Genomic DNA, 25557 nt, shown 5'->3' on the forward strand with positions numbered 1-25557 from the left:
TCCTCACCTCCTTCACCATCCCAGCAGCTTCCAGGCTACCCCTGTGAACAGAATCGCTGTGATTGCAAGTGTGAATGGAGCAAGTCCGATGTAAATGTCCCATGCGATTACCGCCGCTTCATAGGCGATCCTTTTTACTTTTCTCATCCAGCTGCCTCCTTTCTGCTTGTCCATCGTTTACCGCCTTAAGCGGTTTTCTCCAATTCGTATGTTATTTTTGCTTTTTCTTGTTCCTCCAATAATGAAATCATCACTTGCATAATCTTTTTCATATCTGGATTCACATGCACCACCTCTCTAATATGTATTCCTTACGGATTGTCCGGGTTACCGGTATCTGGTATAATCTTCCTATCAAATGATGAAAGGAATGATTCATATGCTTGATAACTTAGAGCTTCCGAACGAAACCATTGATAAAATGTATGATGACGCTGTTCATCCGGCCGCATCTGAAGCCTGAAAATTTGCCGGACGGATTCCCAGGTTGATCAACGCTGCTCTTGCACCATTAGATTGTTGGATTCTGGAACGAGAACATCACATCGAAAAAACGAAACAACTTTTAGAAGAAAATCTTAAAAATAAAGATCCTGAAAAAATTGTTACTCCAGAACCGTATGTTGCCGTTCCTGCTATTCAGGCACTTTCATATTCTATGGATAGTGACGAATTGCGTACTCTTTATGCAAATTTGTTGGCAAAATCCATATATGCTGACACAAAGGAATCTGTGCATCCTGCGTTTACTGAAATAATTAAAAATCTATCTCCTTTGGACTGTAAGGTATTTAATTCAATAATGAGTACCAAAACACAAGCAATTGGATGTTATGAATTACGTATTGGAACAATAGGTTCAAACTCGTATTCTGTTGCTTTTCCATACGTAACTGCAATTACAGTTAAAGGCCCTATAGAGGTGGCTGCTTCTATCGACAATCTTGCAAGAAATAACCTGATTAATCCTCGTGATTTCCACTACGACGATGATGCCTTTTATACAGAAATTCGGGAAACTGCTTTTTTCAAAGACATTTCAGATACCTTTTCAACACATCCAAACAATCGAGAACTTCGGCCATACAAAATGTCTATCCAGTCTACGGAATGGGGGAAACTGTTTTATAAAGTTTGCGCTGTTCCTCTATAAATGTCCTTTTTATGTCATTCAGAATTTTGTGAAGTTCTTCCTCTTCTAGTTCGTGGTCAGACAGGTGTTTTTCTAATGCGCGCCGCTGAATTTGAACCTCGTGTTCAAGTTCGGCGACCCTTTTTTTAAGAATCTCCATTTTTTTCATTGAAATCCACATATATTCTACCTCCTGTTGAATCATGGTTATTAGTTACGATAAATACCAGTTGATTTCCTACGCCGCCTGTTCAATCAAGGGTACAATATCCATTCCCTTCAGATGCTCGTAAAGGAAAAGCCGTCCCTTCTGCGTCCAGTACATATGTTGCCTGGAGTGCTGTATACCGTCTTCGTCGGAATAGTTATGAGTTTTGCTCTTCGTGTAGCCAAAGCCCGCATACTTCTGATACAAAAACCATACTCCGGACTGCTTAAACTGGATTTTCAGGTCATGCAGAAGAGCGTTGAACTTCTTGGCACTCATTCCATAGTCCTTTGCAATTTCTGTTGTGGAAACCAAATCAGGACACTGGAGTATGAGATCATAATATGTGGCTTTCGGCTGAAGTTCCTCAATAACCTGTTGTTGCTCTTCTACTTGTCCACCGAGAAATGCACATCTTTCTTTAAGGCTTTCAATAGTCTGATCTGCCATCCTTAATGCTCTTGCCATGATCTGCTCCGGTGTATTCCAGGCCTTCTCCAGATCAATGAAGTACTGGCGGCACTCTCTTCCTTCCGGAGTTCTCTGAATCATGCAAATCTGCTTTGCCATGTCGATTGTCAGATTATATTCAGTTGAAGGACGGCCTCCAGTACTTTCGGACATTTTTGTCCAAAAGTCTTTTCCATCCTCAAAACCGTATTCACACATGCGGTCAATCCATTTTTTGAATGGAGTTTCGATATTCAGTTTTTCATGCAGCTCCCTTGCCGATACTGTCGGCTGTTCTGTGTCGTAGTTGATTTTGATTAATTCGTTCATGTGTCCTCCTTTCTTTAGTTCAAACAAGTAATCCAGTGACTTCTTTCATTTTCTGTGTTATACTTTTCCAAAATAATGAAAGGAGTCTGCTATATGAGCAAAGACTTTTCCGATATCAATCTGTACTTTTCAGAGAGAGTTAAACTTTTTGTAATGCGCTTCAAAAAGCAGGTAACTGGGGACTTTCTTGAGCCCTCACTCCGGCTCTTTCTAAATTACAAATTCATAACTTCTTATTACGAATTTCATGACACACTCAAAAACCCATCCCTGGTGTGGTATAAAAAAAGTTGACAGCTTATTCTCAAGGATTCCATAATAAAACCAAGAGAATAAGGAGGTATTCAAAGTGGCACGTAAATATGACCATGAATACAAAGTACAGGCAGTAAAACTTGCCAAAGAAATCGGTGGCGCTAAGGCTGCTAAAGAATTAGGAATCCCTGAAGGAACTATCCATACTTGGCTGAAAGCTGTAAGGGCCGGTAAGTTAGATATCGGGGAAGGCTCCCATACCCCTGCTAGTGCAATGAGCCTGTCAGAAGAGATTGCTATGCTGCGTAAGCGGGTAAAGGAGCAGGATAAAGAAATTCGCCGCTTGAAGGAAGAAAACGAATTTCTGGAGGAAGCCAGCGCTTTTTTCGCCGCCAGCCGTCGGAAGTCAGCAAAAACCAGAGAATGATATTTCTGGCTTTGAAAACAGAGGACGGCAGGATTACCGGGAAAATCTCATTTTATTGCCGGATGCTTGGTGTCAGCCGGCAAGGTTTCTATAAATATCTTGCGAATAAAGACCGTCCTTGGAAGTACCAGGATTTGGCAGATGCCATGAAAGAAATCATCAACGAGGACGAATGTAACGATACTTACGGACGGATCCGGATGTATCAGACACTGTTGCTGAAACAGCCGGAGGGAGTGCATATCCCAAGTGAGCGGACTGTATACCGGGTTATGGATCAAATCGGTCTGAGTCATCGGCCAAAAAGAAAACCGAATGGACTCACAAAGGCAGACCGGGAAGCCATGAAATCGGATGATCTGCTGAAGCGGGATTTCCATTCCGATGTCCCATTAGAAAAGTGCATTACAGATATCACAGAGATCCCGGCATCCAATGGAAAACTGTATGTATCTGCGATTTTCGACTGCTTTGATCTTAGCGTCCTCGGTCTGGCAATGGAAACAAACATGAAAGCAGATTTGTGTATCCAAACACTGGAAAACGCCCTGACTGCTTATCCCACGCTGGAAGGCGCTGTTATCCACAGCGACCGTGGGGCACAGTATACCAGCGAAGCCTATCGTCAAGCTATCCAGAAATATCATATCCACCAAAGCATGAACAGCGCGGGAGGGCGCTGCCATGATAATGCACGCTGTGAGAGTATGTGGGCCAGAATGAAGACAGAGCTCCTTTATGACCGTTATGATACAAAGCAGATGACTGTAGAGGAATTAAAGGTACTCATTTGGAGATACTTCCTCAGCTACTGGAATAACCGGAGGATCTGCTCTGCCAATGGAGGGGTTCCTCCTGTGATAAAACGCAGGCAGTATTATGAGACTTTGGAGCTGGCGGCATAGTCAGTGATATCCTTGAGAAAAATGTGTCAACTAATCTTGACAATATCACCCCTAAGAAAACTCTTTACTCACTGACTGACCGGTATTTTCGATATTGCTTATACCGTCGCCGTAAATTTTTCGACAGCAAAATATGGCCATTTGTGATATCTATTGTCTCTGCCATAGTGACAGCCATTATTACTGCATACATAACAACGCTGTCTGTATTGCAATGATCAGGATGAGGATGTAGATAATTCTTCGATATATCTGCCGTCGCTTATAAATGACTTTGAAGAATTTCTCCTCTTCCTCTGATATCCCGTGAAAATCAAAAAAGCTATCACGTTCTTCGTCCATGTGTCTTTCTTTCCTCCCTGTCATTTTTATTGCACATCTACTCTGCTGAACTGCTCAATCGATACTCCAAAGTAGTTATCCACATTATCAACACTTTCCACAACATATTGTAATTTAAGAATTTCTTAATACTTTATATGGTATCAATAATTTGACAAAACAAATGTTCATGGCATATCCTATTAATAGAACAATTGTTTTATACTTTATTGAAAGGTGGTGTTAATATGGCTAGACGCATTACGGTTCGCTCTACAGCCAGACCCTCAAGCAATGGCAAAAGCATCCATGTCCGTACTTCGGTAAGTAACGGACATTCTACCCGGACCACGCACAGAACAATCCGAGTAAAATAAATGGTAAGGGGCTATTCTATTTCGCGAGTGGAATAGCCTTTACCCTTTTACAAAAATATATCCCGGTACTCTTATTGCTCTCGCACATCCCGGATGATCTGTCTCAAGCATTCCAGCGGAAAGCATTTGCTTCAAATGGTACCATGTTGAATTTTTACTTTTGAGTCCTGCAATGTCTCCTATTTCTTCTACCGTTGGCGGATATCCATGTACCTGAATAAAATCAATAATCATGTTCAAAATATCCTCATTCCTAATAACACCGGAAGTATTTACTACTTTTTTCTGCACCTCTTTCACCTCCCTGTCATTTTTATTGCACACCTCCCCTGCTACACTACTCAAGGAAGTATTCGATAGATACTCCGAAGTAGTCGGCAAGGATTTTGAGTTTCTCCACTTTAGGACGATATTCACCATTCTTCCAACTAGAGAGCGTCGCCGTAGATATTCCTGTATCTTTTGAGACCTGATACGCAGTTTTGTTAGTTTTATCCAATAACTGCTGAAGTTTTTCGTACAATTTTGCACCTCCTCTGCAACAATATAATGATTGACATTATCTAAGGTTTCTTATATAATCAAAGTACCACCTAAGTTATCAAAGAAACCTTAGATTTAACTTAGTTATCTAAGCTATGTCTGTACTATAGCATAGGTTTCTATGCTTGTCAATAGTTTTGACATAGTTTTCTAAGTTATTTTAGAAAGAGGAAAGCTATGTATGAAATTTTTGAAAAATTATTAAAAGAGCATGGAGTCACAGCTTACCGAGTGGCTAAAGAAACAGGCGTTACAACAGCGACATTAACCAGTTGGAAGCAGGGAAAATATACGCCTAAACCTGAAAAAATGCAGAAAATTGCGGATTATTTCGGGGTGTCTCTTACTTATTTAATGACCGGAAAGGAGGAAACCGAAAAAGAGCCGAAGCTCAAACCAAAGGATCAAAAGGATATTAAGGAAATCCTCGCCAATACCGAGCAACTTCTCAAGCAAGACGGGCTTATGTTTGACGGCGATCCGGCATCTCCGGAAGCTATCGAGTCTATCCTGTCAGCTATGCAGATTGGCATGGAAATGGCAAAGAAAAAGAATAAGGAGAAATACACTCCAAAAAAGTATAAAAAGGATTGATGTTATGGATATAAAAAAACTGGCGGATTCTCTGGTTAGAAAGTACAATACACGGAATCCCTTTGAGATTATCAGCAATCTCAATGCAATAGTTGTCTTTTATCCTCTACAAGGGGTAAAAGGATTTTATCAGTACTTTCAGCGTAACAATATCATCTATATTGATGACACACTATCCGATCAAGAGAAACTGTTTGTCTGCGCGCATGAATTGGAGCATATGCTGTTACATAAAAAGGCCAATGCCATATTCATGGACTCGCGAACACAGCTTAATACTACAAAATATGAAAATGAAGCTGATAGATTTGCTATGTCTTTATTAATATCGGACGATATGATTGAAACTCATTTAGACTACACAACAGACCAGCTTTCTCGTTTATTCGGATATCATAAAAAGCTGATCGAACTAAGAATAAAAGATTTTACTTGATATAACCGCTCTGGCGTTTATATAACAGACGGCTTCTCATACAAAGGAAAACGGAGGACATTTATATGGGATTTTTGAAATCTTTGTTCACAGGAAGGTCTACTGATGTCTTTAAACCAGATTTTACAAAATCTGAATACGATAATTGGATGGATTATTTAGATAAAGGAGGTACAACTGAACAATGGAAAGCATTAAAGAAAGAAAACAAGTGGAAATTTCCAAAAGATGAAGTAGATAAACATATGGAATATGAAAGGGAACTTCGCCCTATATTTAATAAATACTCTGAATTATCAGGGCTCATTAAGCACCAATGGTCTGATTTATATAAATCAAAAGACTACAATAGTAAACTCGCTTCAAAAATTGAAAAAGAGTGTTACGAAGCCATTTCATATTTTGAGCAAGTTCAAAATATCGATAGGCGTCATAATCAACCTACGATGAACGGATCTCCTGTCTATACGAAATTAGCCATATTATATGAAAGACGCGGCGATTACGAAAAAGGGATTGAAGTTTGTAAAATGGCCATTAAAGTAGGGATGAGCGAACATGGTCGCATGGAAAAACTAATCAAAAAAGCCGGACGCACTCCGACAGATGCTGAAATGAAACTTATCAATAGTAAATAATGTTTAACCACCTCAACAATTATATATTCTCAATGTAAGGAACCAATGAGGAGATAGGAAATGAATATAGGAGATATTTTTAAAATTAATCAATTCAAAACTGAAATTGAACAACTTAGATCTGACAATCAGCGTCTTTATGATGATAATTGTAAAATGCAAAATATGCTTACCCCAGAAATGAAAGATGCAATCGCCATAAAAAAACAAATTAGTTCCTTAGAAATAACAAGAAATAATTTGAATGATGAAATTCTTTCACTACAACATACTATTTCCGAACATAACGCCAAAGTCGGAGAGCTAAAGCATACTATTTCTGTCAAAGAAAAAGAAATTATAGAGTTGGACGATAAAATTCTTCTTCAAGATTTCGGAATATATACTCCGGTTTATAATCTTATGAGTTCGGATGAATATAAAAAGAGAATCACCATTATCCGACAAAAACAAAAGGCTATGATTAAAAACGATACAGCCTGCACCTACCCTACAAATATGACACTGGATGGAAGTATCACAAAAGGCAAAAAACTTGTAAAAGATAACGTAAAGCAAATATTGAGATCATTTAATAATGAATGTGATGCCGTTATTGATAAAGTCAAATTTAATAATATAGAATCCATTAAAAAGAAAATTGAAAAATCCTATAATGATCTAAACAAGATGAACGCTTCTATGCAAATCTCCATTGTATATAAATACTATACACTAAAAATAGAAGAATTAAATCTTTGTTATGAATATGCTGTCAAAAAGCAAGAAGAGAAAGAGGAACAAAAACGAATCCGAGAGCAGCTTCGAGAAGAGGCAAAATTACAAAAAGAAATCGAAGAAGCACGAAAGACAATCGAAAAAGAAAAGAAACATTATCTGAATGCCTTAAAACAAATTGAAGCACAATTGAGTTCTGCCTCCAACGATGAAAAAACAAAATTAGAAGAAAAAAAATCAGAAATACTTTCTCAATTGAGTGAAATCCAAAAATCCATTAATGACATTGATTATCGTGAAGCAAACAAGCGCGCTGGATATGTATATATTATCTCTAATATAGGTTCGTTCGGGGAGAATGTATATAAGATAGGCATGACTAGACGCTTAGATCCAACAGAACGTGTAGACGAATTAGGAGATGCTTCCGTCCCATTCAATTTCGATATACATGCGATGATATTTTCAGATGATGCTCCGGCATTAGAAAATGCACTTCACAAGGCATTTGAAAACAGAAAACTTAATATGGTTAATCAAAGAAGAGAGTTTTTCAATGTCACTTTAGATGAAATCGAGGAAGTTGTCAAAAAGAACTTCGATAAAACTGTAGAATTTACAAGAATTGCTCCGGCAGAGCAATATAGGGAAAGCTTAATGATAAAAAAGAATAAAAAATAAAATCACTCTAAAGATTATATAATAGACGACTTCTCAATATCAAGGAAGAAAGCGAGGAAAAAACGATGATTGATTTTACAAACAGTGCTTATGTGAAAATGAAACAGGTAGACCCCAATACTGTTCTGGGAGACATCCAGCCAATCTTGATTAATGGTGAGCAGGTCATTGGAGCCTACAAGGCCATGAGAGATTACTGTGTATTTACAAACAAACGTGTCATTGCGGTAAATGTGCAGGGAATGACCGGGAAAAAGAAAGACTTTACTTCTCTTCCGTATTCAAAAGTCAGCGCTTATTCAATAGAGACTGCAGGCATTCTCGATCTGGACAGTGAGCTTGAAATGTACTTCAGTGGATTGGGGAAGGTAAAGTTTGAATTTACAGGCCAGAGCAATATCGTGCAGATCTGTCAAATTATCAGTGGATATATATTATAAAGGGAATATGACCTGGTGATTATTTAGATTTCTCAATGTAAGGGTACGAAAGAAAGGAAAAGGGTATGGAAAGTCTGCAAGATCGTTTGATCGAAAAATCAAAAGAAGCGTTTACGATGGCTATTGAGTTATATAACAAACCAACAATAAAGTATCGTGTCGAAGGATTTAGCATGTTTATTTGCAACGCTTGGGAGCTTATGCTTAAAGCATATATGATGAAAAAATGGGGAGATTCATGCATTTACTATGAAGATCATCCAGATCGAACCATCTCATTCTCAGATTGCATAAAAAAAGTATTTACAAATGATAAAGATCCTTTAAGATTAAATTTAGAAAAAATTATTGAATTACGAAACACAAGCACCCATTTTATTACGGAAGAATATGAAATGGTATATGTGCCTCTTTTTCAAGCTTGTATTCTAAACTTTAATGAAAAAATGATGGCCTTTCACTCAATAGACATGACTAAGGTAATCCCGCAAAACTTTCTTTCTTTATCCGTCAGCATGAAAGCATTAAGTGAATCTGAAATTGTTGCAAAATATCCTGAAGAAATTGCCAAAAAACTTCTTGATATGAAAAACACTGTGGATGAATTATCTTTTGAAAATAACAATGCAAAATTTGCTATACGGATTGAGCACTATCACTATTTAACAAAAAACCCAGACAAAGCTACAACTTTTGTGAAAGTCGATAACTCTGCAGACGCACATGTAAAAATAATAAAGGAATTGAAAGACCCAAATAATACTCATAATTTAACTGCAAAAGCGTGCATTTGGAAAATCAGAGATCGGCTGTCAAAAGATCATATCGACCTTTGGTATAACGGAAACAAAGTAAAATTTACGAGTTTCCATTTTACAAATTTCTGTAAATACTTTGGTATAAAGAATAATGAGCGTTTTTGCTATATCCATAAGCAATTTACTCAACCACAATACTCATACTCCATACAAACCGTGGAATTTATCGTTGAGGAGCTTGAAAAAGATCCAGAAAACATTCTTAATAACATAAAAAAATAAGCTAACCCCAGGAGCAAAGGAATTCTAAGTCTTGCGACCTACTCCCATTCGGGAACCCAGCTTTATCCTTCACGAGTTAACTTATTTATAATATACTATTCTTACTTGTAATTGTCAATATTATGACTATATTATAACAAAATGTATCAATAAATCAAACCGCCCCGTCTCTCTCCGGAGCTGCCGGGGCATACAATAAAATAATATATTTACCCAGGCAGCTGATAGGGTGCATACCACCGTTTCCGAGTCTTGCGGAAGGAGTGGTTGATATGAGTACATATGAAGAGTTCATGATTATATTGACGGTTGGTCTATTGATTGTAGCAATTCTCAATTATACCCATAGAAAATAGCACCCCCGCTCTGGACAAGCTTTTGAGGTGCTATTTCTAGTTACTGATAACTTTGCCGGAAACGGATAGGTTTGCTCTATCGTATCGGCTGTCTTGTTAAATATATTATAGCAAATATGCTTTAAAAGTCAACTGCCCTGGTGCCACTAACACTAGGACAGCAAAGAAAGAAGGTTAAATATATGGATGATTTTCAGGCTAAACTAAATGGGCTTTCAGAGCGTGTACTCTCCAAAGCTCTGACAGAGGATGAACAGAACAGTTATACAGAAACGCTTTTTGAATCCATCAAGCATATTAACGAATATGGTAATGAATTTTGGTATGCGAGAGAGCTCCAGAAAGCTCTTGAATATAGTGAGTGGCGTAACTTTTCTAAAGTAATTGATAAAGCAATAACCGCGTGCGAAAATAGTGAAAATGCAGTTTCTGACCATTTTGTTGAGGTCAACAAAATCGTGGATGCAGGAGTTACATCAAAACCTGTCGAAGACTATGAGCTTTCCCGCTATGCTTGCTACCTAATTGTACAAAACGGAGACTCGAGAAAAAAAGTAATTGCGCTAGGGCAGACTTATTTTGCTGTAAAAACACGCCAGCAAGAGTTAATAGAAAACTTTGATGACCTTAGTGAAGATAAAAAACGACTTGCAATCCGTAATGAGATGAAAACTCATAACAAATCTCTTGCAGAGGCCGCAAAATTGGCCGGTATATCCGAGCCTCAAGATTATGCCATTTTTCAAAACAAAGGGTATCAAGGTCTATATGGAGGGCTTGGACGCAAAGAAATCCATGCTAGAAAAGGCCTTAAAAAGAGCCAAGATATTCTTGATTACATGGGAAGCACAGAACTTGCCGCCAATCTATTCCGCGCAACACAAACTGACGAAAAGCTTCGTAAAGAAAATATCCTAGGCAAGGAAGCTGCTAATCAGACCCATTACGAAGTTGGCAAAAAGGTTCGTCAAACGATTAAAGAATTAGGCGGAACTATGCCGGAAGATTTGCCAACTCCGACTAAAGGAATTAAACAAATAGAACGTGAACAGAGAAAAATTTCCGAAGAGAAATAAAAAATAGGCTTCGCCTATTCAACTCCCCTACCCCTCAATCATGAGGGGATAGGGGGTTTTCTTTTGTTACTTTTTCTTGCATAATAGACTTATGAACATCTTACAAAGAATCTTTGCAGACCATTATGAAGAAATTAAATATACTCTTCATCCCAGAGAGACTGAGATGGAAAATATCAATAAGATGATCAACTGTGGTGATCCTTCTTTTGGCGGTGCCATGTACAATTGTCCGCACTGCGGGAACTTCAAATTCGTTCCTTTCCGCTGTCACAGCCGTTTTTGCCCTTCATGTGGCAACAAATATTCTATGGAACGCACCACCAGTATGTCTTTCAAACTCGTTAGCGTCCAACACCGCCATTGCGTTTTTACTATTGATGAAAATCTCCGCAGCTTCTTCCTTCAGGACCGATCTCTTCTGAACTGTCTCTTCCATTCCGTCTCCAGTGTAATATCAAGGATGTTTTTCAATCTAAACCATGCCCAAAATTTTACTCCCGGCTATATCATGGTCCTTCATACTTTTGGCCGCGATCTCAAATGGAATCCCCACATTCACTGCCTCCTTTCCGAAGGTGGCTACAGTAATGACGGCTTCTGGCGCCATGTAAAACACTTTAACTACAACTATCTGCGCAATGCTTTCCGCACGGCTCTTCTCAATGAACTGGAAGACCGGATTGGACCTTCTTTCAAAAAAGTGAAAGCGAAATGTTACACTCAGCATAAGCAGGGCTTCTATGTCTATGCTAAACCGAATCTCTGCGATCCGAAAGTAGTGGCTAAATACATCGGCCGCTATCTTGGCAGGCCAGTAATTGCCACTTCCAGGATTGACCGGTATGACGGAGATATCGTTACTTTCCACTATAACCGTCACGAAGATGAACAGTATGTGGAAGAAACTTTGCCTGTTATGGATTTCATAAAACGTCTCATCCGACACATCCCGGAAAAACATTTTAAAATGATCCGCTATGGCGGTCTGTATGCAAGGCACCGCAAGATTGATTCAAAACTGCACCGTGTCATCTCAAAAGAAAAGCATAGGATATACCGCAGCTTCACTCAATGGAGAACATCTCTTTTTCTCTCCTTCGGATATGACCCCCTGTATTGTTCCGAGTGTAATCATAAAATGGAGTTCTTGGAACTTTATTACAACCACAAGCGCGTACCTCTCGAAGAAATGTACGAGAAAGTAATGTCCAAATCTCGTGGAAAGCGTTCCTCCGCGTAGAACCGTTGTGATATAATCCTCTCAAAGGAGGTTGCTTACCATGAAACCAGATATTGAGGAACTGCGCAAAAAGTACATAGAGAATCCACCCGAAGGAATGACATCCGAGGACATTCGCCATATGAGCGAGGATGACCTTCTGGATATGGATTATTTTCTGAATGAAGACGACCCTTTTGACGATTTGTTTGGAGAAGAAGGTTTTTATATCTTCTAAATCTAACCATCGTCCTATTGTCATGCCCACTCCCCTGTTGATTTAACATATGTTCGATCAGTAGGGCTTTTTCCCCCTTATCCAAAAATCGGAATTTCCTATAAAGTAAAAAACCGCCCCGGTGCGCCAACACCAGGACGGCAATACATATCCGAAGATATGCACATCTGTAGCAAGAAATATTGTATCATCTTCGGGCAGCCAAAGCAAGAGAACGGAAGTTCGCTGGCTGTTATTTTTTGTATAGGTGTCAATGATTGGTAACACTTCACCCTGAAAGAAATGTCAAGGGAGATGGAGATCCCTTGGGGAATACCACCTGACTCTGACATTCTCTTTGTGATATAATGCTGCCGTCCTTATCTGCTTTAAAACATGACTCCTTGATACATTTTTACGATCGTATTCGGACTTTTCATCCCCAGACACGTCTTGATGTAGTTATTCGATCTCCTCTGGTACACTTCCAGCTGTTTCCGGCCGTCTTCCAGGCTATACATCCGCATCTGCTTATAAAATCTCGCTTCATCTGTCCGGTGCTGGCGTTCTACTTTCCCGTTATGTCTCGGCGTTGCTATCTGTATCCGGTGATACACGATCCCCAGCTCCTCCAGGGCCTTTTCAAACAGAGTCAGATGTTTACTCTTGATCACTAGCAGGCGGTTGGTAAACTCTGTCCCATTATCCGTCTGCACCTCCCTGACCGGAAACGGCGCATGACGAATCAGTTTTTCCAGAAAATCTCTGGAACTATAGGTGCTATGTTCATCATACAACTCTCTGTATGTCCATCTGCTGCATTCATCCACTGCAGTATATTGATAATATTTTCTCCCGTCTGCTATGCAATACGAAGGCACATATTTCACATCAATCTGTATTTTCTGTCCTGGATAATCTGCCCGCCGATACGGCTTCAACTTTCGTTTCTTTTTCTTCTTTTTCGGTGGTTTCAAATCCTTTAACCGGGCTGCGATTCGTTTAAATCCTCCATAGCTGCGTGTATAACCGTCTATTTCTACCAGTTCCTGATACGCCAGGAGTAAGTCCGACCATTTATATTTCTTTAATCGTCGACGGATCTGACGGAGTTCCTGTTCTGTATGACTTCTTGGCGATGTTTTAGGTCTGTGGCTACGATCCTCCAGACTGGATGCCGTCCCATCATATCGGGAAAGCCATTTATATACTGTTTTTCGGCTCACTTTATATCGGATTGCCGTTTCTGTTACAGAATGTTTTTGCGCATATTTAACAATACGTTGACGCTGATATTTCGGGTGTGATAAACTCGACATACAAGGATTCTCCTTTCGATCTGACTATTGGTTTCTCGACAATTCCAATATATCACATCAAGGTGAATCCTTGTTCTTATTTTGTTACCTATCTATTGTACCCCAACAACGGAAGTTCGCTGGCTGTTATTTTTGTACCTATCTTTCAATATAATACAAAAGGGAGATGATCGCATGTCTGAAAAAATCAAGAGGTGTGCACTCTACATAAGAGTTTCCACAGCGGAGCAGCTAATGCACGGAAAGTCTCTGGAAGCCCAGAAAGAATACCTCGCAAGCTATGCAAAGGATCATGGAATGATTCCGGTTGGCATCTATGCTGATGAAGGAAAGACAGCCCGAAAGGAACTCAAAAAACGCAAGGCAATCCATGCCCTGCTTGAAGATGTCAAAGCCGGGAAAATTGATGTTATCCTCTTCTGGCGTCTGGATCGCTGGTTTCGTAACATGTCCGACTTCTATAAGGTCCAGGACATCTTGGATGAATACGGAGTCTATTGGATATCAGCATCAGAGCCTGGACTCAATATGGAGACACGGGACGGCCGGCTACAGCTCAATGTAGTGCTGTCAATCGGTCAAAATGAAGTGGACACTACATCGGAACGTATCAAGTTTGTAAATGAAGCTTCTATCCGGCAAGGGAAGGTGATCTTCGGAGATGGCAATATGCCGCGCGGGTATAAAGTCGGAAGCGTAGATGGCAAAAAGTGTATGGTAAAGAATCCAGATGAGGAAGAAATGGTAAATGCTTTCTTTGATTATTTTGAGAGACACCAGAGTAAGCAGGGAACGCTCCGCTATATGCAGCGTAATTACGATCCGGAGTTTTCATACAGTGTCCTTCGCACTATGCTGTCCAGCGAGTTCTACAAAGGAACATACCGAGGGATTCCCTATTGCCCCGCATACCTGTCTGAAGAGCGCTGGATGCGCCTGCAAAAGATCAATGGAAGAAATGTCAAACATACTCCATCCGGCAGAGTTTATCTGTTTTCAGGACTTATACGCTGCCCGATCTGCAGCCAGAAGCTTTCCGGGACCGGCTGCTCTTCCATCATTAACCGCAAAACGAAAGAAAAGCGCACCTACTGCTATTATCGGTGCAACCATGCATTACTTGACCGGATATGCACAAATACGCACCGGGTAAGCCAAAATTTGATTGAAGCCTATCTGCTGGATAACCTGGAAACAGAATATGAAAAATTCCATATTCGCTGTGAAAAAATCGAGGAGCAGAAAGCAAAGATCCGGGAGACGCGCACGCTGGAAAAACTGCAGAAGGAGCTGGAACGTCTCAATCTCCTATTTCAAAAAGGGAGAATTGAATGGGACTATTACAGTGAAGAGTATGACAGGATTGAAAACGAACTGCATGAGCTGCAGCAGATCCGTCCAGAACCGCAAAGAGACTTTTCTTATCTGGAGGAAATCCTGCAGGCCGACTTTAGAACGATCTATGCACAACTGACTCCGGAGAATCGCCGCTCGTTCTGGAGATCGACCATAAAAGAGATTCACCTGGATGAAGATTTCTCTGTAAAATCCGTGGATTTTTTATAGAGTGTCTTGTACTAACTGGTGAACCCCAAATCCTGTTACCAAGTCTAATTCTATTCCTTCTTCCGCAAAATACCCTTCCTCAATTGCTACATACATGGGCGCATAAAAAATAGAGTGCGCAACCTCATTCAACACAACCTTCATCGGATTTGCCTTCTCTTCTGTCTGTTTCTTGGAATCTGTTGGTACAGCCTCTTCCTTATCGGACGAACATCCGGCTACAAGGGCCATCATCATAACTACACAAAGAAATACAGAAATCAAACGCTTTTTCATAAGTTCCTCCTTTTCACTCTAATGCTATAGTATATGCCGAAAAGAATAAGAGTGATATTATCTTCAATTTTACCCACCACTTTTCGCAGTTTGACCCACCGATTCATGCAAAATGGGACGTAACACTTTTAAAAAGCAATGTCATTAAGTTTAGAAATTAAGATTCGAAAAGCATGGAACAAGAAATATTCCATGCTTTTTTGATGAAAACACTTGACAAATCATACAAAATTTGTGGCGAAGCCATTTGAATATATACTTTTTTGGAGGTTTCAAATGGCTGATTATTCCCTTATCACAAAACAAAAATTAATACACATTATGAAAAAAATGTCCCGTAGTTCTGATTCTTATGTAAAACGTCCCGGAAAAGATTTTTCCCGTTCCAGAAAAATTTCCTTTTTTGATACCTTACGTTTCCTTCTTTCTTTAGGCGCTAAGTCTTTGGATAAGGAACTTTTGGACTTTTTCTCCTATCGCCCGGATCTTCCTACCTCTTCCGCCATGCTGCAACAGCGCGGCAAACTCAAGCCCAATACTATGAAAGTCCTCTTTTCTGTTTTTACGGCCTCTCTCCCCAAACATTCCAACTTCCATGGCTATCATCTTCTTGCTGCTGACGGTTCAGAGCTCTCCTTCCCGGAAAATAAAAAAGAACCTCTCTGCCATCGAAAGATCCCTAACACACAAAAAGGGAAAAACGCAATCCATCTAAACGCTTTATACCATCTAAACAGCGGTATTTTTGATCAGGTCCTGTTTCAGCCTGTCCATGAAAAAGATGAACACTCCGCCCTTATTACCATGCTGGCACAAACGGAAATTTCCAGCAAAGTCATCCTTACTGCCGACCGGGGATATGAAAGTTATAATACCTTTGCACATATCTTGGAAAAAGGATGGAATTTTGTGATCCGGGGACGGCAGGGAGACAGGGGGATCCTTTCCAGTTTAGCCATTCCCGATCAGGAACAATTCGATGTGGAATGTCCTGTCGTCATCTGTAAAAAACACTGCCGTGGCACCAAAGAACAGCCGGAACTCTACAAACGGATCCGATCCGGTGCAAAGTTTGACTTTTTTACGGAAGAGCAAACGGAATATCCGATGAAACTACGAGTGATAAAGTTGAAAGTAAACGAAGATCTTTCCGAGATCCTTTTTACGAATCTGTCCAAAGAAGAAATGCCCGTTGGAATGCTCCAGGAACTCTACCGTATGCGTTGGATGATAGAGACAGCATTTTCCCAGCTAAAATATAATCTTGGGGCCAGTGCGCTTCATTCAAAAAGAATAGAGTATGTCCTGCAGGAACTGTATGCAAAAGTCATCATGTTCAATTATTGTAAAAGCATCCTGTTTCACATCTCGCTTCCCCAAAAAACATCTTGGAAATATGATTATCAGATCAGCCTGAGTACAGCAGTAGATATCTGCTTAAAATCATGGCGCTGTCCAAATGGGACAGCGCCGCCAGATGTTGAAATATTACTGCTTAAATATAAAGTCCCAATAAGAAGGGAAAGAAGTTTTCCCAGAACACCTTCCCCAAAAGCAGTGATCTATTTCACTTATAGGATAGCATAAAAGGGGAAAATACGGAACAGGAATTTGAAGCAGACAGCGGTCTGCTTTATCGGTCTGCATAAAAGAATGACAGCGTAGATTTGGATATCAACACTGTCTTTCTTTTGAGGACTCATTTTCTAAACTTAATGACATTGCTTTTTAAAAGTGTTACGTCCCATTTTAATTAATACTCCAATTCCATTTCCACTGGAGCCGAAGTTTCTTTGACTTTTGCTCTTTTCTTAAATATCGTACTGCCTACCAGCCCGGCGGTACATCCGCCCAGCATTGCAAAAAACAGTGCCATCACAACTTGGAGCGGCGGATTAAATGCGAACGGAGCCAAAAGTCCCGGAATCGGGGATGCCGTTCCCGGAGCATTATTCACAATATGGAAAACTGCTGCAGAAATTCCTGCCAGACCGCCTCCAAAGAAATTAGAACAATAAATAGGTATCGGATGAGTTGTAATAATATCTGCCTGAGTTAGTGGTTCCAACATAACAGCAATCACATTGCTTCGATCTCCAAATTTCAATCTTGCAAAGATAATGCCATTTGTAAAAGAACCGCCAAAACATGCAATAGCAGCGATTCCCATAGCAAGTCCATTCAGTCCAAGCATAGCGGTAAGGGCCATAGAACTTAGTGGTGACGTACAGATCATTTTGATAATTCCACCCAGTAAAAATCCCATTACAATCGGTGACTGCTCTGCTGCTGCAGAAATGGTTTCTCCGATGTGTGCCAGAGTACTATTTACTACTGGATCAGCAGCAAATGCGACAAGCCGTGCAAGCGGCGCCATCAAAATTGCTCCCCCGATAATATTCACGCCCTCCGGAAGCTTCTTTTCAATGACCGGTGAAAGAAAGCCTGCTACATATCCTGCAATAAATCCTGGAAGGATTCCATATCCTCCTACTGCAACTCCTGTTACCACTGCAAGAACCGGATTTGCTCCCATGGCAATCGGAACCATAATTCCTGCCGCAACGCCTCCAAGTCCTCCTGCAGTCTCACCAACTTCACGGAAAAATTCCAAACCGATGAGATCTCCGGTAATATACTTATGTATGGCTTCCACAAGAAATGTTGCAATTGCCGCATTTGCCATTCCTGACATTGCAGCCTGTCCTTTTGGCGCTTTTAAACTGAACAATGAAAATCCCGCCAAAGTAATTAACAGTAACCCAACTCCTGATACAATCGTAAGCATATTTCTTCCTCCTGTTTATTTTCTTTTTCTATTTACAGCTGTTATTGATAGGAATATTTTATATGTGAAGTTTCAAAAAGTTACAAACCGTAACAAATTCCACAAAAAAACAGCATTACCTTTGTAAAAAATGTGAGTTTTCACAAAATACAAATAGTAATACTGTTTATTTTTACCAAAATATCTTCCTTCTTTTATAAAAGATATTCTCGTCTTTCCATACTATAAGAAACCAGAGCATTTAAGAAGTTTTTAATTTTTACATTTCCATGTTTTTCCCCTTTACCTCGTATAAAATCCATCTCTCTGCGAACCTGTTCAAAATTATATAAAGTATTAGAATATTCTACAAAAATATCATTTCCATAATCTTCAATTCCAAGATGGGCCAGATTTACCAGACCTGCATTTGCCGCACGCCGTATACGCTGCTCCATTGATTTTGGAGAGCTGCTGAATTTTCCACATAATTCACTCAGAGTAGTCTCCTCCATCTGTTCATGGTGGGAGATAAGATATTCCGTTATCGCCAAAATATCTTTACTCCCGGTATCTCCAATAATTCCCAGCCTCTGAAGAATCGTTTTAATAGAAGCTACCGCTTCCTGGCTGATCAAATCGTTTCCTGTTGCTGCCAAGTTTTCTCCCATAGGCGCATTCATATCTGTCATAAAAATATTCTGTACTTTCTGCATGGTCCGCTGCATATTTAAAGAATCCTGAACTTTCCGGATCACATTTTCCACCTCCACACTGTTGACAGGTTTCTGTATAAAAAACTCTGCCCCTGCTTCATAGGCGGAAGCAATCATATCTTTAGAGGACACCTGAGAAAGCATAATAAATGCCGTATTCGGGAGCAATGGCTTTGCTTTTTGCACAAGAGAAATCCCATCCATCTCCGGCATCAGCACATCCACAATCACGATGTCCGGTTTTTCTCTTTCAAAATCTTCCAGACCGTCTCGTCCATTTTGCGCGCATCCGCATATTGTTCCAAGCCCCCGGTCCGTAATAATCCGTTTCAGTACATTCAAAATATTTCTGTCATCATCAATAAGATAAAATTTCATTTTTTCTCCTCTAACTTTCATCTGCTGCCCTATACTGTCATTTCCTCACAGGGAATAGATATCGTAAATGTCGTGTTTCCCGGCACGGAGACTACAGAAATGGTTCCGGAAAACTGCTTTTCTACAAGATCCTGCACAAGATTTAGCCCCAATCCTCTGCTTACAATCCCCGTTTCATAATTTATTTTTGTGGAGAACCCTGCATCAAAAACGTATTCTATATCCTCCTTGTTGATTCCCGGTCCCTGATCTGTTATACGAAAAATATAAAAATCATTTTCCTTCTTTTCTGAAAATATTATTTTAACATAATTTCCCTTCTCCGCCTCTATAGCATTTAGAAAAAGATTGCGGAAAATAGACATTAAAAAATAATGCTTGTCTGTATAGAAATCATCCTGAGTCTCTATCTCCAATTCGAGTTTCTTTTCATATTCTCCTGCAGTTCTCAAAGCTGCATTTTTCAGAATCGCCAGCAAATCCGCAAAAGGAAGTTTATCATTTTTCATCTCTTTATCCAGGGCCTCTGTCAGTCCCCGCATAATCAGAAAATATTCCTTCTTAATCTCATGAACATCTTTTGCAATAGATAGGGCTGACTCGGAAAGATCCTTCCTCCTATCATCTTCTTTTAATTTTTCAAAAAGATGATAGGACGTAGCCATAGTTTCCTCAATCAACGCGCTGTTTTTTCTCATCCAGATTACTTCTTCATTCAGCTTAGAGATCATGATAAGAAGGCGACGATAGCGGTCTTCATGATCCTTTTTCAGTAAAATAAGATGATATTGCCGAAAAAGTACTACAATTCCCCAACTTATAACGACCCGAAGGCACGCTACAACGAAAATCCCCGACTGTGTTTCAAAATCAAAAACATTTTCTCCAAGTCTTACAGACAGTTCCAAAAAATTGGCTCCATAATCTATGATGACCAGAGGGAAAATATACAAATTACTTTTCAAAATTGGAGTTTTTAAAACTAATCCATACAAATACAGCAAAAGCCCGTAACTTATATAAAAAACGATTTCTGGCATAAAAGCATTCATCCGGCCGGCAATATCCCCATTTTGCAGCCAATATATGATAATACGCGCCGCAAAGACACCTCCGGAAGAAAGTAACGTCACCGTCAGAACAGGAAATCCATCTACAAGAAAAAAGAAGGCTGCAAGCAGAATAACTCCTATCGAAATCTGGAAATCCACAATAAACACAGTCATACTGATCTGTGCTGCAAATACAACAGCCAAAGTATATAACAAAATCTTTCCTGCTTTTTCCCTCATGACATTCCTCCTTATATCTAATATAAAATCTTTACGACAGTTTGTATAGATACAAATAGAAGAAATGTCATTTTTCCCCACCGTTTTTTGCAGTTTTGCACAGGGTTTAATGCAGTTTAGGACGTAACACTTTTAAAAAGTGTTACGTCCTAAACTGTCAACACATCACTATAATCCGCCTTGGTGTAGTCTGCGGCGGGATACTCCTCGTCGTAGCAGAATAATAAACTACCAGCAGCTGTCCGCCCAGGCTGCAGGTGAATCTCTGTCCATTGGACGTCATAATTTCTGTACTCGGTGCTATATTGAGTTTCAGTGACTGATCTTCCGCTACCAGATTGTCATCAAAATATCCTGCGTAGATCGTCTCATTTGCATTTTTTCTTCCAATGATCACTGCCTGATATTCCGGCGGATAGATGAGAGGAATTGCCAGATTGCTGTCATAAAATGCTGTCACCTGCATACCGGGGCGCAGCCGCACCTCCTGAATGACATACGTAACAGGACTGACTACAAAATTTGTAATTCCGTTATTGTTCACAATGGATACCTGCCAGGAACAGCAGTCCTGGGAAATAGGGGTTATACGCTGAATGATCCCGCTGATCGGGACAAGGGTCTGTTGCGCCATAATAATCACATTCCTTTTTTCCTTACTATATGCATAAAAAAGTGGAATGTGTCTGTCGCAGCCGGATTTAAAATACCTTCTTTTCCGGTGGAAATTTAGGCGGCAGATACTGATATTCATAGAGATCCTGATAAGACTCCCTCTCCGCCTCTGTCTCTGGTTCTGCCGGGATCAGTCCTGTACAGTCCTGCGCCGATGCTGCGCTGCTCAAATAGTCATACGAATCAATGATCCGGCGATTCCGGCGCTGCTCTTCTTTTTTCTTCCGATCCTCTAAGCACCTGCCGGAAACATCTTGTTTCTTTGCCTGTTCTTTTGCATTCATTTTCTGTTCATGTTCTATCATATGCCATTTCTCCTGTATTCTTATAATTTCTCTGTTATCATCTTTTCCCTGCTGCCGGAAAATATACATAAAGTGGGAAAACAGACCATAAATGCAGGCTTTTAGGGACTGTTTTCTCATCTTGTAATCTTGACATACCCCAAAAAATTCATGCATAATAAAAACTGAAAAAATTTCCATATATTATTCATTACATATTTTAACATATTCTAATTTTCATAAAGGAGAAAAGAAATGCAGATAAAAGTAGATACTCACACCCACACTCTTGCCAGCGGGCATGCCTACAACACCATGAGGGAAATGGCGGAGACAGCATTGGAAAAAGGGCTGGAAGCTCTTGCGATCACGGAACACGCTCCGGAAATGCCGGGAAGCTGCTGTCTTTATTATTTTCAAAATCTGAAAGTTGTTCCCCGGAAACGCTATGAAATTCCACTTTTGCTGGGAGCAGAATTAAATATTATGGATGAGCATGGAAACGTAGACCTTCCAATAAGCACAATAAAATCTCTCGACATTACAATCGCAAGTATCCACCCGCCATGTTATGGCAAAGATGCCGGCCTTCAGCAAAATACTGCAGCCTATGTCAATGCCATGCATAAGGATTATATCGATATCATAGGTCATCCTGATGATGGAAGATTTCCTGCTGATTATGAAATCCTGGCAAAAACAGCCAAAGAGACCGGTACTTTGCTGGAAATTAATAATTCTTCCCTAAGACCGGGTGGTTACCGCACAAACACACAGGAAAATGCCCTGGAAATTTTAAAATACTGCAAAAAATATGGGACCATGGTTACCCTCGGAAGTGATGCTCATATTGACGTAGATATTGCAAATACCGAATATTCCGACAAGGTACTAAAGGCTGCTGATTTCCCTGTGGAACTGATCGCCAACACTTCTCTTGAAAAATTACTCAGGATCCTGAAAAGAAATCGGTAGGAAACCAGAAATATTCCGTATCATGAGAAACCGGGAAATATTCCGCATCAGCTATGGACTTTATGAATTTAGTGTGCTAAAATGTATAGGAAATGATTTCTTGTTCGGAGGAGAGATTATATGAATAAAAAAATCAGAACAGAAGCTGTTGACTATCTGTTTAGCGCTATATTAAGTTTGAAAGATAAGGAAGAATGCTATACTTTCTTCGAAGACATCTGCACTATCAATGAACTTCTTTCATTGTCCCAGAGATTTGAGGTTGCCAAAATGCTGAGAGATCAGAAAACTTACCTGGAAATTGCTGAAAAGACAGGTGCGTCTACTGCAACGATCAGCAGAGTAAACCGTTCGTTGAATTATGGAAATGACGGATACGATATGGTATTTGAAAGAATTAATAAATAAAAGGCGGGACGCATTTTATTTTGGACAAGAGTGCTTCAGAAAACACACAAAGAGTGCTTCAAATAGATTGAAGTACTCTTTTTTGCGGACATTCTTTTGCTTCAGATTACAGTCATGTTCTAACTCTAAAGAATTTCTTATATCTTTCTAAAGCTTTTCTTCCCGACTTGATTCCCTTTTGAAAAGCCGATAAAATATATGGAATAAAAAGGACAATACAGGAGGCTTTATCGATGAGTAGAAACAGATATGAAAATCCTTCCCATAAAACATACGATGACCTTTTTGGAGACGATTTTGAAGTCGTTTATGAAGAAGAACTTCCCCCAATCCGTCCTAATGATACTTTTCCCGAAAAGGATACCGGCTCTCTGGATAATGAATGGGATGACATAACAGACAAATGGGCGGATGATTACGACAGCACTTGGGATGATGATACAGAGGATGGCTGGGATGATGATATAGAAAGCAGTAACAGCAAAAAGAAAAAAAGCTCCAAAAACAACCGGAAACAGGAAGACTCCAGGGAAAAGAAAAAATCCCGGCGCCGGCCTAATGTCGTTTCTCCTGTTAAAAAGACAGTACAAACAGGAGCAAAAGCCGTATCCAGCATCATCCGGATGATCTGCAAAATTGCCTCTCTTGTTATACTGGCTGTGATCATCTATATACTGGCAACACATTTCTTTGAAGGACTTACCAGCTATGGAAATCCTTCCACAGCAATTTCTGAAAAGAACTACGTCATGGCAGCTTATGCCGCCTTTGCTGTATTTGTACTGCTGTTTGAAATTCTGTCTTTTTTCTGGTCCCTAAGCGGTCCCCGGGTCTCCTCCAAAAATGGAAGAAGTTATCAGGCAGATACAGGCCGAGGCATGTCTGTCTTCATCCTCACTGGCGCCGGTTCTTATCTGGCGCGAATGACTGCCGGACTGATTCCGGCTTCTCCTGCACCTCTCACGGGACTTAGCGGAGCTGTGGAAATCTTCGGAAGCCTGTCTGCCACTTTGATTCCTTTGTGCATCGCCGGAATCATCAGCTGCATTTTAAGAAGAATTTTTTCCCGTTAAAAAGAGTTCCATCCATAGAACTCTCACTGAACAGAAGAGAGCGTCCTGCAACCAGGATGCTCTCTTCTGTTTTTCCTCAATCTTTTCTTTTACAACTCACTACAGATAAGTATTTTTATACTTTTCTCTCTCTTCTTCCGGCACAAGCCGGCCTCCGGTAGCCCATACAATATGCGCCGCATCTTCCAACTTACCTTCAAGATTATGTTCTTTTAGATATTTTTTTGTTTCTTCATATTTTAATAACTGGATCGGTCCCTCAAAAGATGCACATGCACTCGGTTCCAAAAAGATTCCTTCTGTATTTAAAAGTCCTCTCATGTATTCATACAGCCATTTGTCATCCACTGTAAATTCACCGCCAAGCAGAGGAGCCATAACCCGTCCCACAAATCCGGAAGGACGTCCCACTGCCAGTCCGTCTGCATGGGTCAGCCCCGTAAGACCGATATCCTGGACACTGATCTTATTATGAAGCCCTGTCGCCATTCCAAGAAGCATGCAAGGTGCCTGAACAGGCTCCACGAAAAAGCAATGCACATTATCCTTCCACAGTTGCTTCATTCCAAAGGAAACACCGCCAGGCGCTCCTCCCACACCGCAGGGAATATATACAAACAGCGGATGATCCTCATCCACAACTACATTCAGCTTTTCCAGCTGTCCCTTTAACCTTTTAGCTGCCACAGCATATCCCATAAAAAGATCTACTGAATTTTCGTCATCTATAAAATAACTTTTGGGATCCTTATCCGACTGACGTCTGCCGTTTTTTACCGCTTCACTGTAATCTGACTCATACTCCATAACCGTCACGCCATGAGATCTTAACATATCTTTCTTCCACTGTTTTGCATCTGCGGACATATGAACAATCACTTGATAGCCGATGGCTGCACTGGCCATTCCAATGCTAAGTCCCAGATTCCCAGTAGATCCCACCTGAACTTTATATTGCGAGAAAAATTCCCTTGCTTCCGGCTCTGTCAGCTTTCCGTAATCATCACCAGGTCTTAGAATTCCTGCCTGAAGCGCCAGATCTTCTGTGTGCTTCAGCACTTCATATATACCTCCCCTGGCTTTTACAGAACCTGCAACGGCCAGATGGCTGTCCTGCTTTAACAAAAGCCGTCCCGGAATAGAAGTATGAAAGGTATGCTCCAGGTATTCCTGCATTTCCGGAATCGGTCTTAAGGCAGATTCAATAATTCCCCCGTCTTTTTCTGTTTCCGGAAAGCATTTCCTGATAAAGGGAGCAAACCTGTCCAGCCTGCTTTTCGCGTCGTCAATTTCAGCCATCCCTATCTCTTGGTGTACTTCAGAAAAGGGCTGCAGCTCCGGATTGATCCATACAGTTTGTTTGGCTGCTGCAAGCTTTTGCACAATCGGCAATTTCATATACTCTTTTTCCATTCCAGCACTTCCTCCATTCTCCATTTTTCTGACAACTTTATTTTATCATA

General features: G+C 40.3%; 30 protein-coding genes. 17 read left to right on the forward strand and 13 right to left on the reverse strand.

Going from position 1 to position 25557, the window contains the following annotated elements; translation table 11 throughout:
* Positions 1-12 precede the first annotated feature (12 nt).
* Positions 13-147, reverse strand: a complete 135-nt coding sequence (locus tag EUBC25_RS14835) for a hypothetical protein (protein WP_255682346.1) — start codon at positions 145-147, stop codon at positions 13-15.
* Positions 148-487: 340 nt separating this feature from the next.
* On the opposite strand from EUBC25_RS14835, the gene EUBC25_RS02430 reads away from it, so the two are divergent.
* Positions 488-1153 carry a DUF4393 domain-containing protein gene (locus EUBC25_RS02430; protein ID WP_230106669.1) on the forward strand — a complete coding sequence of 222 codons (666 nt, stop codon included), beginning with the start codon at positions 488-490 and terminating at the stop codon, positions 1151-1153.
* Positions 1154-1370: 217 nt separating this feature from the next.
* On the opposite strand, the gene EUBC25_RS02435 is transcribed toward EUBC25_RS02430, so the two are convergent.
* Complete coding sequence (locus tag EUBC25_RS02435) at positions 1371-2120, reverse strand: phage antirepressor KilAC domain-containing protein (RefSeq protein ID WP_230106670.1); 750 nt, start codon at positions 2118-2120, stop codon at positions 1371-1373.
* A gap of 349 nt (positions 2121-2469) precedes the next feature.
* Here EUBC25_RS02435 and EUBC25_RS02440 point away from each other — a divergent pair, with 349 nt between their 5' ends.
* Complete coding sequence (locus tag EUBC25_RS02440; RefSeq protein ID WP_230106671.1) at positions 2470-2802, forward strand: transposase; 333 nt, start codon at positions 2470-2472, stop codon at positions 2800-2802.
* Positions 2799-3707 (forward strand): IS3 family transposase, encoded by a 909-nt coding sequence (locus EUBC25_RS02445; protein ID WP_230106672.1) that lies wholly within the window; start codon positions 2799-2801, stop codon positions 3705-3707. Before EUBC25_RS02440 ends, EUBC25_RS02445 begins: the two co-directional genes overlap by 4 nt.
* A gap of 180 nt (positions 3708-3887) precedes the next feature.
* Here EUBC25_RS02445 and EUBC25_RS02450 read toward each other — a convergent pair whose 3' ends face one another.
* From EUBC25_RS02450 to EUBC25_RS02460, 3 genes are all read right to left on the reverse strand, one after another.
* Positions 3888-4049, reverse strand: coding sequence for a hypothetical protein (locus EUBC25_RS02450; RefSeq protein WP_230106673.1), 162 nt, complete (start codon positions 4047-4049; stop codon positions 3888-3890).
* 395 nt (positions 4050-4444) lie between these two features.
* Entirely contained in the window at positions 4445-4696 is a 252-nt protein-coding gene (locus tag EUBC25_RS02455) for a LexA family protein (RefSeq protein WP_230106674.1), read from the reverse strand.
* A gap of 46 nt (positions 4697-4742) precedes the next feature.
* Complete coding sequence (locus tag EUBC25_RS02460; protein WP_230106675.1) at positions 4743-4928, reverse strand: helix-turn-helix domain-containing protein; 186 nt, start codon at positions 4926-4928, stop codon at positions 4743-4745.
* A 197-nt stretch (positions 4929-5125) separates the two neighbouring features.
* On the opposite strand from EUBC25_RS02460, the gene EUBC25_RS02465 reads away from it, so the two are divergent.
* The 9 genes from EUBC25_RS02465 (at position 5126) to EUBC25_RS02515 (ending at position 12386) form a co-directional block, all read left to right on the forward strand.
* Entirely contained in the window at positions 5126-5542 is a 417-nt protein-coding gene (locus tag EUBC25_RS02465; protein WP_230106676.1) for a helix-turn-helix domain-containing protein, read from the forward strand.
* A gap of 4 nt (positions 5543-5546) precedes the next feature.
* Positions 5547-5978 carry an ImmA/IrrE family metallo-endopeptidase gene (locus tag EUBC25_RS02470; protein ID WP_230106677.1) on the forward strand — a complete coding sequence of 144 codons (432 nt, stop codon included), beginning with the start codon at positions 5547-5549 and terminating at the stop codon, positions 5976-5978.
* A gap of 65 nt (positions 5979-6043) precedes the next feature.
* Positions 6044-6616 carry a hypothetical protein gene (locus EUBC25_RS02475; RefSeq protein ID WP_230106678.1) on the forward strand — a complete coding sequence of 191 codons (573 nt, stop codon included), beginning with the start codon at positions 6044-6046 and terminating at the stop codon, positions 6614-6616.
* 60 nt (positions 6617-6676) lie between these two features.
* The gene (locus EUBC25_RS02480; RefSeq protein WP_230106679.1) at positions 6677-8014 is read left to right on the forward strand and encodes an SNIPE associated domain-containing protein; all 1338 of its coding nucleotides are present in this window, start codon (positions 6677-6679) and stop codon (positions 8012-8014) included.
* A gap of 65 nt (positions 8015-8079) precedes the next feature.
* The gene (locus tag EUBC25_RS02485; protein ID WP_230106680.1) at positions 8080-8454 is read left to right on the forward strand and encodes a PH domain-containing protein; all 375 of its coding nucleotides are present in this window, start codon (positions 8080-8082) and stop codon (positions 8452-8454) included.
* Positions 8455-8519: 65 nt separating this feature from the next.
* Complete coding sequence (locus EUBC25_RS02490; protein WP_230106681.1) at positions 8520-9494, forward strand: DUF3644 domain-containing protein; 975 nt, start codon at positions 8520-8522, stop codon at positions 9492-9494.
* Between the two features lie 538 nt (positions 9495-10032).
* On the forward strand, positions 10033-10926 hold the full coding sequence (gene dinD, locus EUBC25_RS02495) for a DNA damage-inducible protein D (protein WP_230106682.1): 894 nt from the start codon (positions 10033-10035) through the stop codon (positions 10924-10926).
* A gap of 91 nt (positions 10927-11017) precedes the next feature.
* Entirely contained in the window at positions 11018-12169 is a 1152-nt protein-coding gene (locus tag EUBC25_RS02510; RefSeq protein ID WP_463510212.1) for an IS91 family transposase, read from the forward strand.
* Between the two features lie 40 nt (positions 12170-12209).
* On the forward strand, positions 12210-12386 hold the full coding sequence (locus EUBC25_RS02515; RefSeq protein WP_164488446.1) for a hypothetical protein: 177 nt from the start codon (positions 12210-12212) through the stop codon (positions 12384-12386).
* 368 nt (positions 12387-12754) lie between these two features.
* On the opposite strand, the gene EUBC25_RS02520 is transcribed toward EUBC25_RS02515, so the two are convergent.
* Positions 12755-13684, reverse strand: a complete 930-nt coding sequence (locus EUBC25_RS02520) for a DDE-type integrase/transposase/recombinase (protein WP_230106683.1) — start codon at positions 13682-13684, stop codon at positions 12755-12757.
* A 174-nt stretch (positions 13685-13858) separates the two neighbouring features.
* Between EUBC25_RS02520 and EUBC25_RS02525 the strand changes: the two genes are divergently transcribed.
* Complete coding sequence (locus tag EUBC25_RS02525) at positions 13859-15250, forward strand: recombinase family protein (RefSeq protein WP_230106684.1); 1392 nt, start codon at positions 13859-13861, stop codon at positions 15248-15250.
* Here EUBC25_RS02525 and EUBC25_RS02530 read toward each other — a convergent pair.
* Positions 15245-15526, reverse strand: a complete 282-nt coding sequence (locus EUBC25_RS02530; RefSeq protein WP_230106685.1) for an ABC transporter substrate-binding protein — start codon at positions 15524-15526, stop codon at positions 15245-15247. The two genes, EUBC25_RS02525 and EUBC25_RS02530, sit on opposite strands and share 6 nt — an antisense overlap.
* A gap of 276 nt (positions 15527-15802) precedes the next feature.
* Here EUBC25_RS02530 and EUBC25_RS02535 point away from each other — a divergent pair, with 276 nt between their 5' ends.
* Entirely contained in the window at positions 15803-17113 is a 1311-nt protein-coding gene (locus EUBC25_RS02535; protein WP_230106013.1) for an IS4 family transposase, read from the forward strand.
* 166 nt (positions 17114-17279) lie between these two features.
* Here EUBC25_RS02535 and EUBC25_RS02540 read toward each other — a convergent pair whose 3' ends face one another.
* The 5 genes from EUBC25_RS02540 to EUBC25_RS02560 form a co-directional block, all read right to left on the reverse strand.
* Entirely contained in the window at positions 17280-18314 is a 1035-nt protein-coding gene (locus EUBC25_RS02540) for a PTS sugar transporter subunit IIC (RefSeq protein ID WP_230106686.1), read from the reverse strand.
* A 194-nt stretch (positions 18315-18508) separates the two neighbouring features.
* Positions 18509-19387, reverse strand: a complete 879-nt coding sequence (locus tag EUBC25_RS02545; protein WP_230106687.1) for a response regulator — start codon at positions 19385-19387, stop codon at positions 18509-18511.
* 29 nt (positions 19388-19416) lie between these two features.
* A complete protein-coding gene (locus EUBC25_RS02550) occupies positions 19417-20679 on the reverse strand; it encodes an ATP-binding protein (protein WP_230106688.1) in 1263 nt (420 codons plus the stop codon).
* Between the two features lie 157 nt (positions 20680-20836).
* Positions 20837-21313 (reverse strand): hypothetical protein, encoded by a 477-nt coding sequence (locus EUBC25_RS02555; protein WP_230106689.1) that lies wholly within the window; start codon positions 21311-21313, stop codon positions 20837-20839.
* Positions 21314-21380: 67 nt separating this feature from the next.
* Positions 21381-21659 (reverse strand): hypothetical protein, encoded by a 279-nt coding sequence (locus EUBC25_RS02560; RefSeq protein WP_230106690.1) that lies wholly within the window; start codon positions 21657-21659, stop codon positions 21381-21383.
* Positions 21660-21893: 234 nt separating this feature from the next.
* Between EUBC25_RS02560 and EUBC25_RS02565 the strand changes: the two genes are divergently transcribed.
* From EUBC25_RS02565 to EUBC25_RS02575, 3 genes are all read left to right on the forward strand, one after another.
* Entirely contained in the window at positions 21894-22613 is a 720-nt protein-coding gene (locus tag EUBC25_RS02565; RefSeq protein WP_230106691.1) for a phosphatase, read from the forward strand.
* 120 nt (positions 22614-22733) lie between these two features.
* Positions 22734-23021, forward strand: coding sequence for a YerC/YecD family TrpR-related protein (locus EUBC25_RS02570; RefSeq protein ID WP_230106692.1), 288 nt, complete (start codon positions 22734-22736; stop codon positions 23019-23021).
* Between the two features lie 233 nt (positions 23022-23254).
* Positions 23255-24094, forward strand: a complete 840-nt coding sequence (locus tag EUBC25_RS02575) for a hypothetical protein (protein ID WP_230106693.1) — start codon at positions 23255-23257, stop codon at positions 24092-24094.
* 99 nt (positions 24095-24193) lie between these two features.
* Here EUBC25_RS02575 and dsdA read toward each other — a convergent pair whose 3' ends face one another.
* Positions 24194-25507 carry a D-serine ammonia-lyase gene (dsdA, locus tag EUBC25_RS02580; RefSeq protein ID WP_230106694.1) on the reverse strand — a complete coding sequence of 438 codons (1314 nt, stop codon included), beginning with the start codon at positions 25505-25507 and terminating at the stop codon, positions 24194-24196.
* Positions 25508-25557: the final 50 nt, after the last annotated feature.

Source organism: Claveliimonas bilis (genome assembly GCF_020892095.1).
Classification (GTDB): domain Bacteria; phylum Bacillota; class Clostridia; order Lachnospirales; family Lachnospiraceae; genus Claveliimonas; species Claveliimonas bilis.

Bases quoted from the DNA above. Each gene is read 5' to 3' on its own strand.
- EUBC25_RS14835 (WP_255682346.1), bottom strand. From the start codon at position 147: ATGAGAAAAGTAAAAAGGATCGCCTATGAAGCGGCGGTAATCGCATGG.
- EUBC25_RS02435 (WP_230106670.1), bottom strand. From the start codon at position 2,120: ATGAACGAATTAATCAAAATCAACTACGACACAGAACAGCCGACAGTA.
- EUBC25_RS02445 (WP_230106672.1), top strand. From the start codon at position 2,799: ATGATATTTCTGGCTTTGAAAACAGAGGACGGCAGGATTACCGGGAAA.
- EUBC25_RS02450 (WP_230106673.1), bottom strand. From the start codon at position 4,049: ATGGACGAAGAACGTGATAGCTTTTTTGATTTTCACGGGATATCAGAG.
- EUBC25_RS02465 (WP_230106676.1), top strand. From the start codon at position 5,126: ATGTATGAAATTTTTGAAAAATTATTAAAAGAGCATGGAGTCACAGCT.
- EUBC25_RS02470 (WP_230106677.1), top strand. From the start codon at position 5,547: ATGGATATAAAAAAACTGGCGGATTCTCTGGTTAGAAAGTACAATACA.
- EUBC25_RS02475 (WP_230106678.1), top strand. From the start codon at position 6,044: ATGGGATTTTTGAAATCTTTGTTCACAGGAAGGTCTACTGATGTCTTT.
- EUBC25_RS02480 (WP_230106679.1), top strand. From the start codon at position 6,677: ATGAATATAGGAGATATTTTTAAAATTAATCAATTCAAAACTGAAATT.
- EUBC25_RS02485 (WP_230106680.1), top strand. From the start codon at position 8,080: ATGATTGATTTTACAAACAGTGCTTATGTGAAAATGAAACAGGTAGAC.
- EUBC25_RS02490 (WP_230106681.1), top strand. From the start codon at position 8,520: ATGGAAAGTCTGCAAGATCGTTTGATCGAAAAATCAAAAGAAGCGTTT.
- dinD (WP_230106682.1), top strand. From the start codon at position 10,033: ATGGATGATTTTCAGGCTAAACTAAATGGGCTTTCAGAGCGTGTACTC.
- EUBC25_RS02510 (WP_463510212.1), top strand. From the start codon at position 11,018: ATGAACATCTTACAAAGAATCTTTGCAGACCATTATGAAGAAATTAAA.
- EUBC25_RS02515 (WP_164488446.1), top strand. From the start codon at position 12,210: ATGAAACCAGATATTGAGGAACTGCGCAAAAAGTACATAGAGAATCCA.
- EUBC25_RS02520 (WP_230106683.1), bottom strand. From the start codon at position 13,684: ATGTCGAGTTTATCACACCCGAAATATCAGCGTCAACGTATTGTTAAA.
- EUBC25_RS02525 (WP_230106684.1), top strand. From the start codon at position 13,859: ATGTCTGAAAAAATCAAGAGGTGTGCACTCTACATAAGAGTTTCCACA.
- EUBC25_RS02530 (WP_230106685.1), bottom strand. From the start codon at position 15,526: ATGAAAAAGCGTTTGATTTCTGTATTTCTTTGTGTAGTTATGATGATG.
- EUBC25_RS02535 (WP_230106013.1), top strand. From the start codon at position 15,803: ATGGCTGATTATTCCCTTATCACAAAACAAAAATTAATACACATTATG.
- EUBC25_RS02540 (WP_230106686.1), bottom strand. From the start codon at position 18,314: ATGCTTACGATTGTATCAGGAGTTGGGTTACTGTTAATTACTTTGGCG.
- EUBC25_RS02545 (WP_230106687.1), bottom strand. From the start codon at position 19,387: ATGAAATTTTATCTTATTGATGATGACAGAAATATTTTGAATGTACTG.
- EUBC25_RS02550 (WP_230106688.1), bottom strand. From the start codon at position 20,679: ATGAGGGAAAAAGCAGGAAAGATTTTGTTATATACTTTGGCTGTTGTA.
- EUBC25_RS02555 (WP_230106689.1), bottom strand. From the start codon at position 21,313: ATGGCGCAACAGACCCTTGTCCCGATCAGCGGGATCATTCAGCGTATA.
- EUBC25_RS02560 (WP_230106690.1), bottom strand. From the start codon at position 21,659: ATGATAGAACATGAACAGAAAATGAATGCAAAAGAACAGGCAAAGAAA.
- EUBC25_RS02565 (WP_230106691.1), top strand. From the start codon at position 21,894: ATGCAGATAAAAGTAGATACTCACACCCACACTCTTGCCAGCGGGCAT.
- EUBC25_RS02570 (WP_230106692.1), top strand. From the start codon at position 22,734: ATGAATAAAAAAATCAGAACAGAAGCTGTTGACTATCTGTTTAGCGCT.
- EUBC25_RS02575 (WP_230106693.1), top strand. From the start codon at position 23,255: ATGAGTAGAAACAGATATGAAAATCCTTCCCATAAAACATACGATGAC.
- dsdA (WP_230106694.1), bottom strand. From the start codon at position 25,507: ATGGAAAAAGAGTATATGAAATTGCCGATTGTGCAAAAGCTTGCAGCA.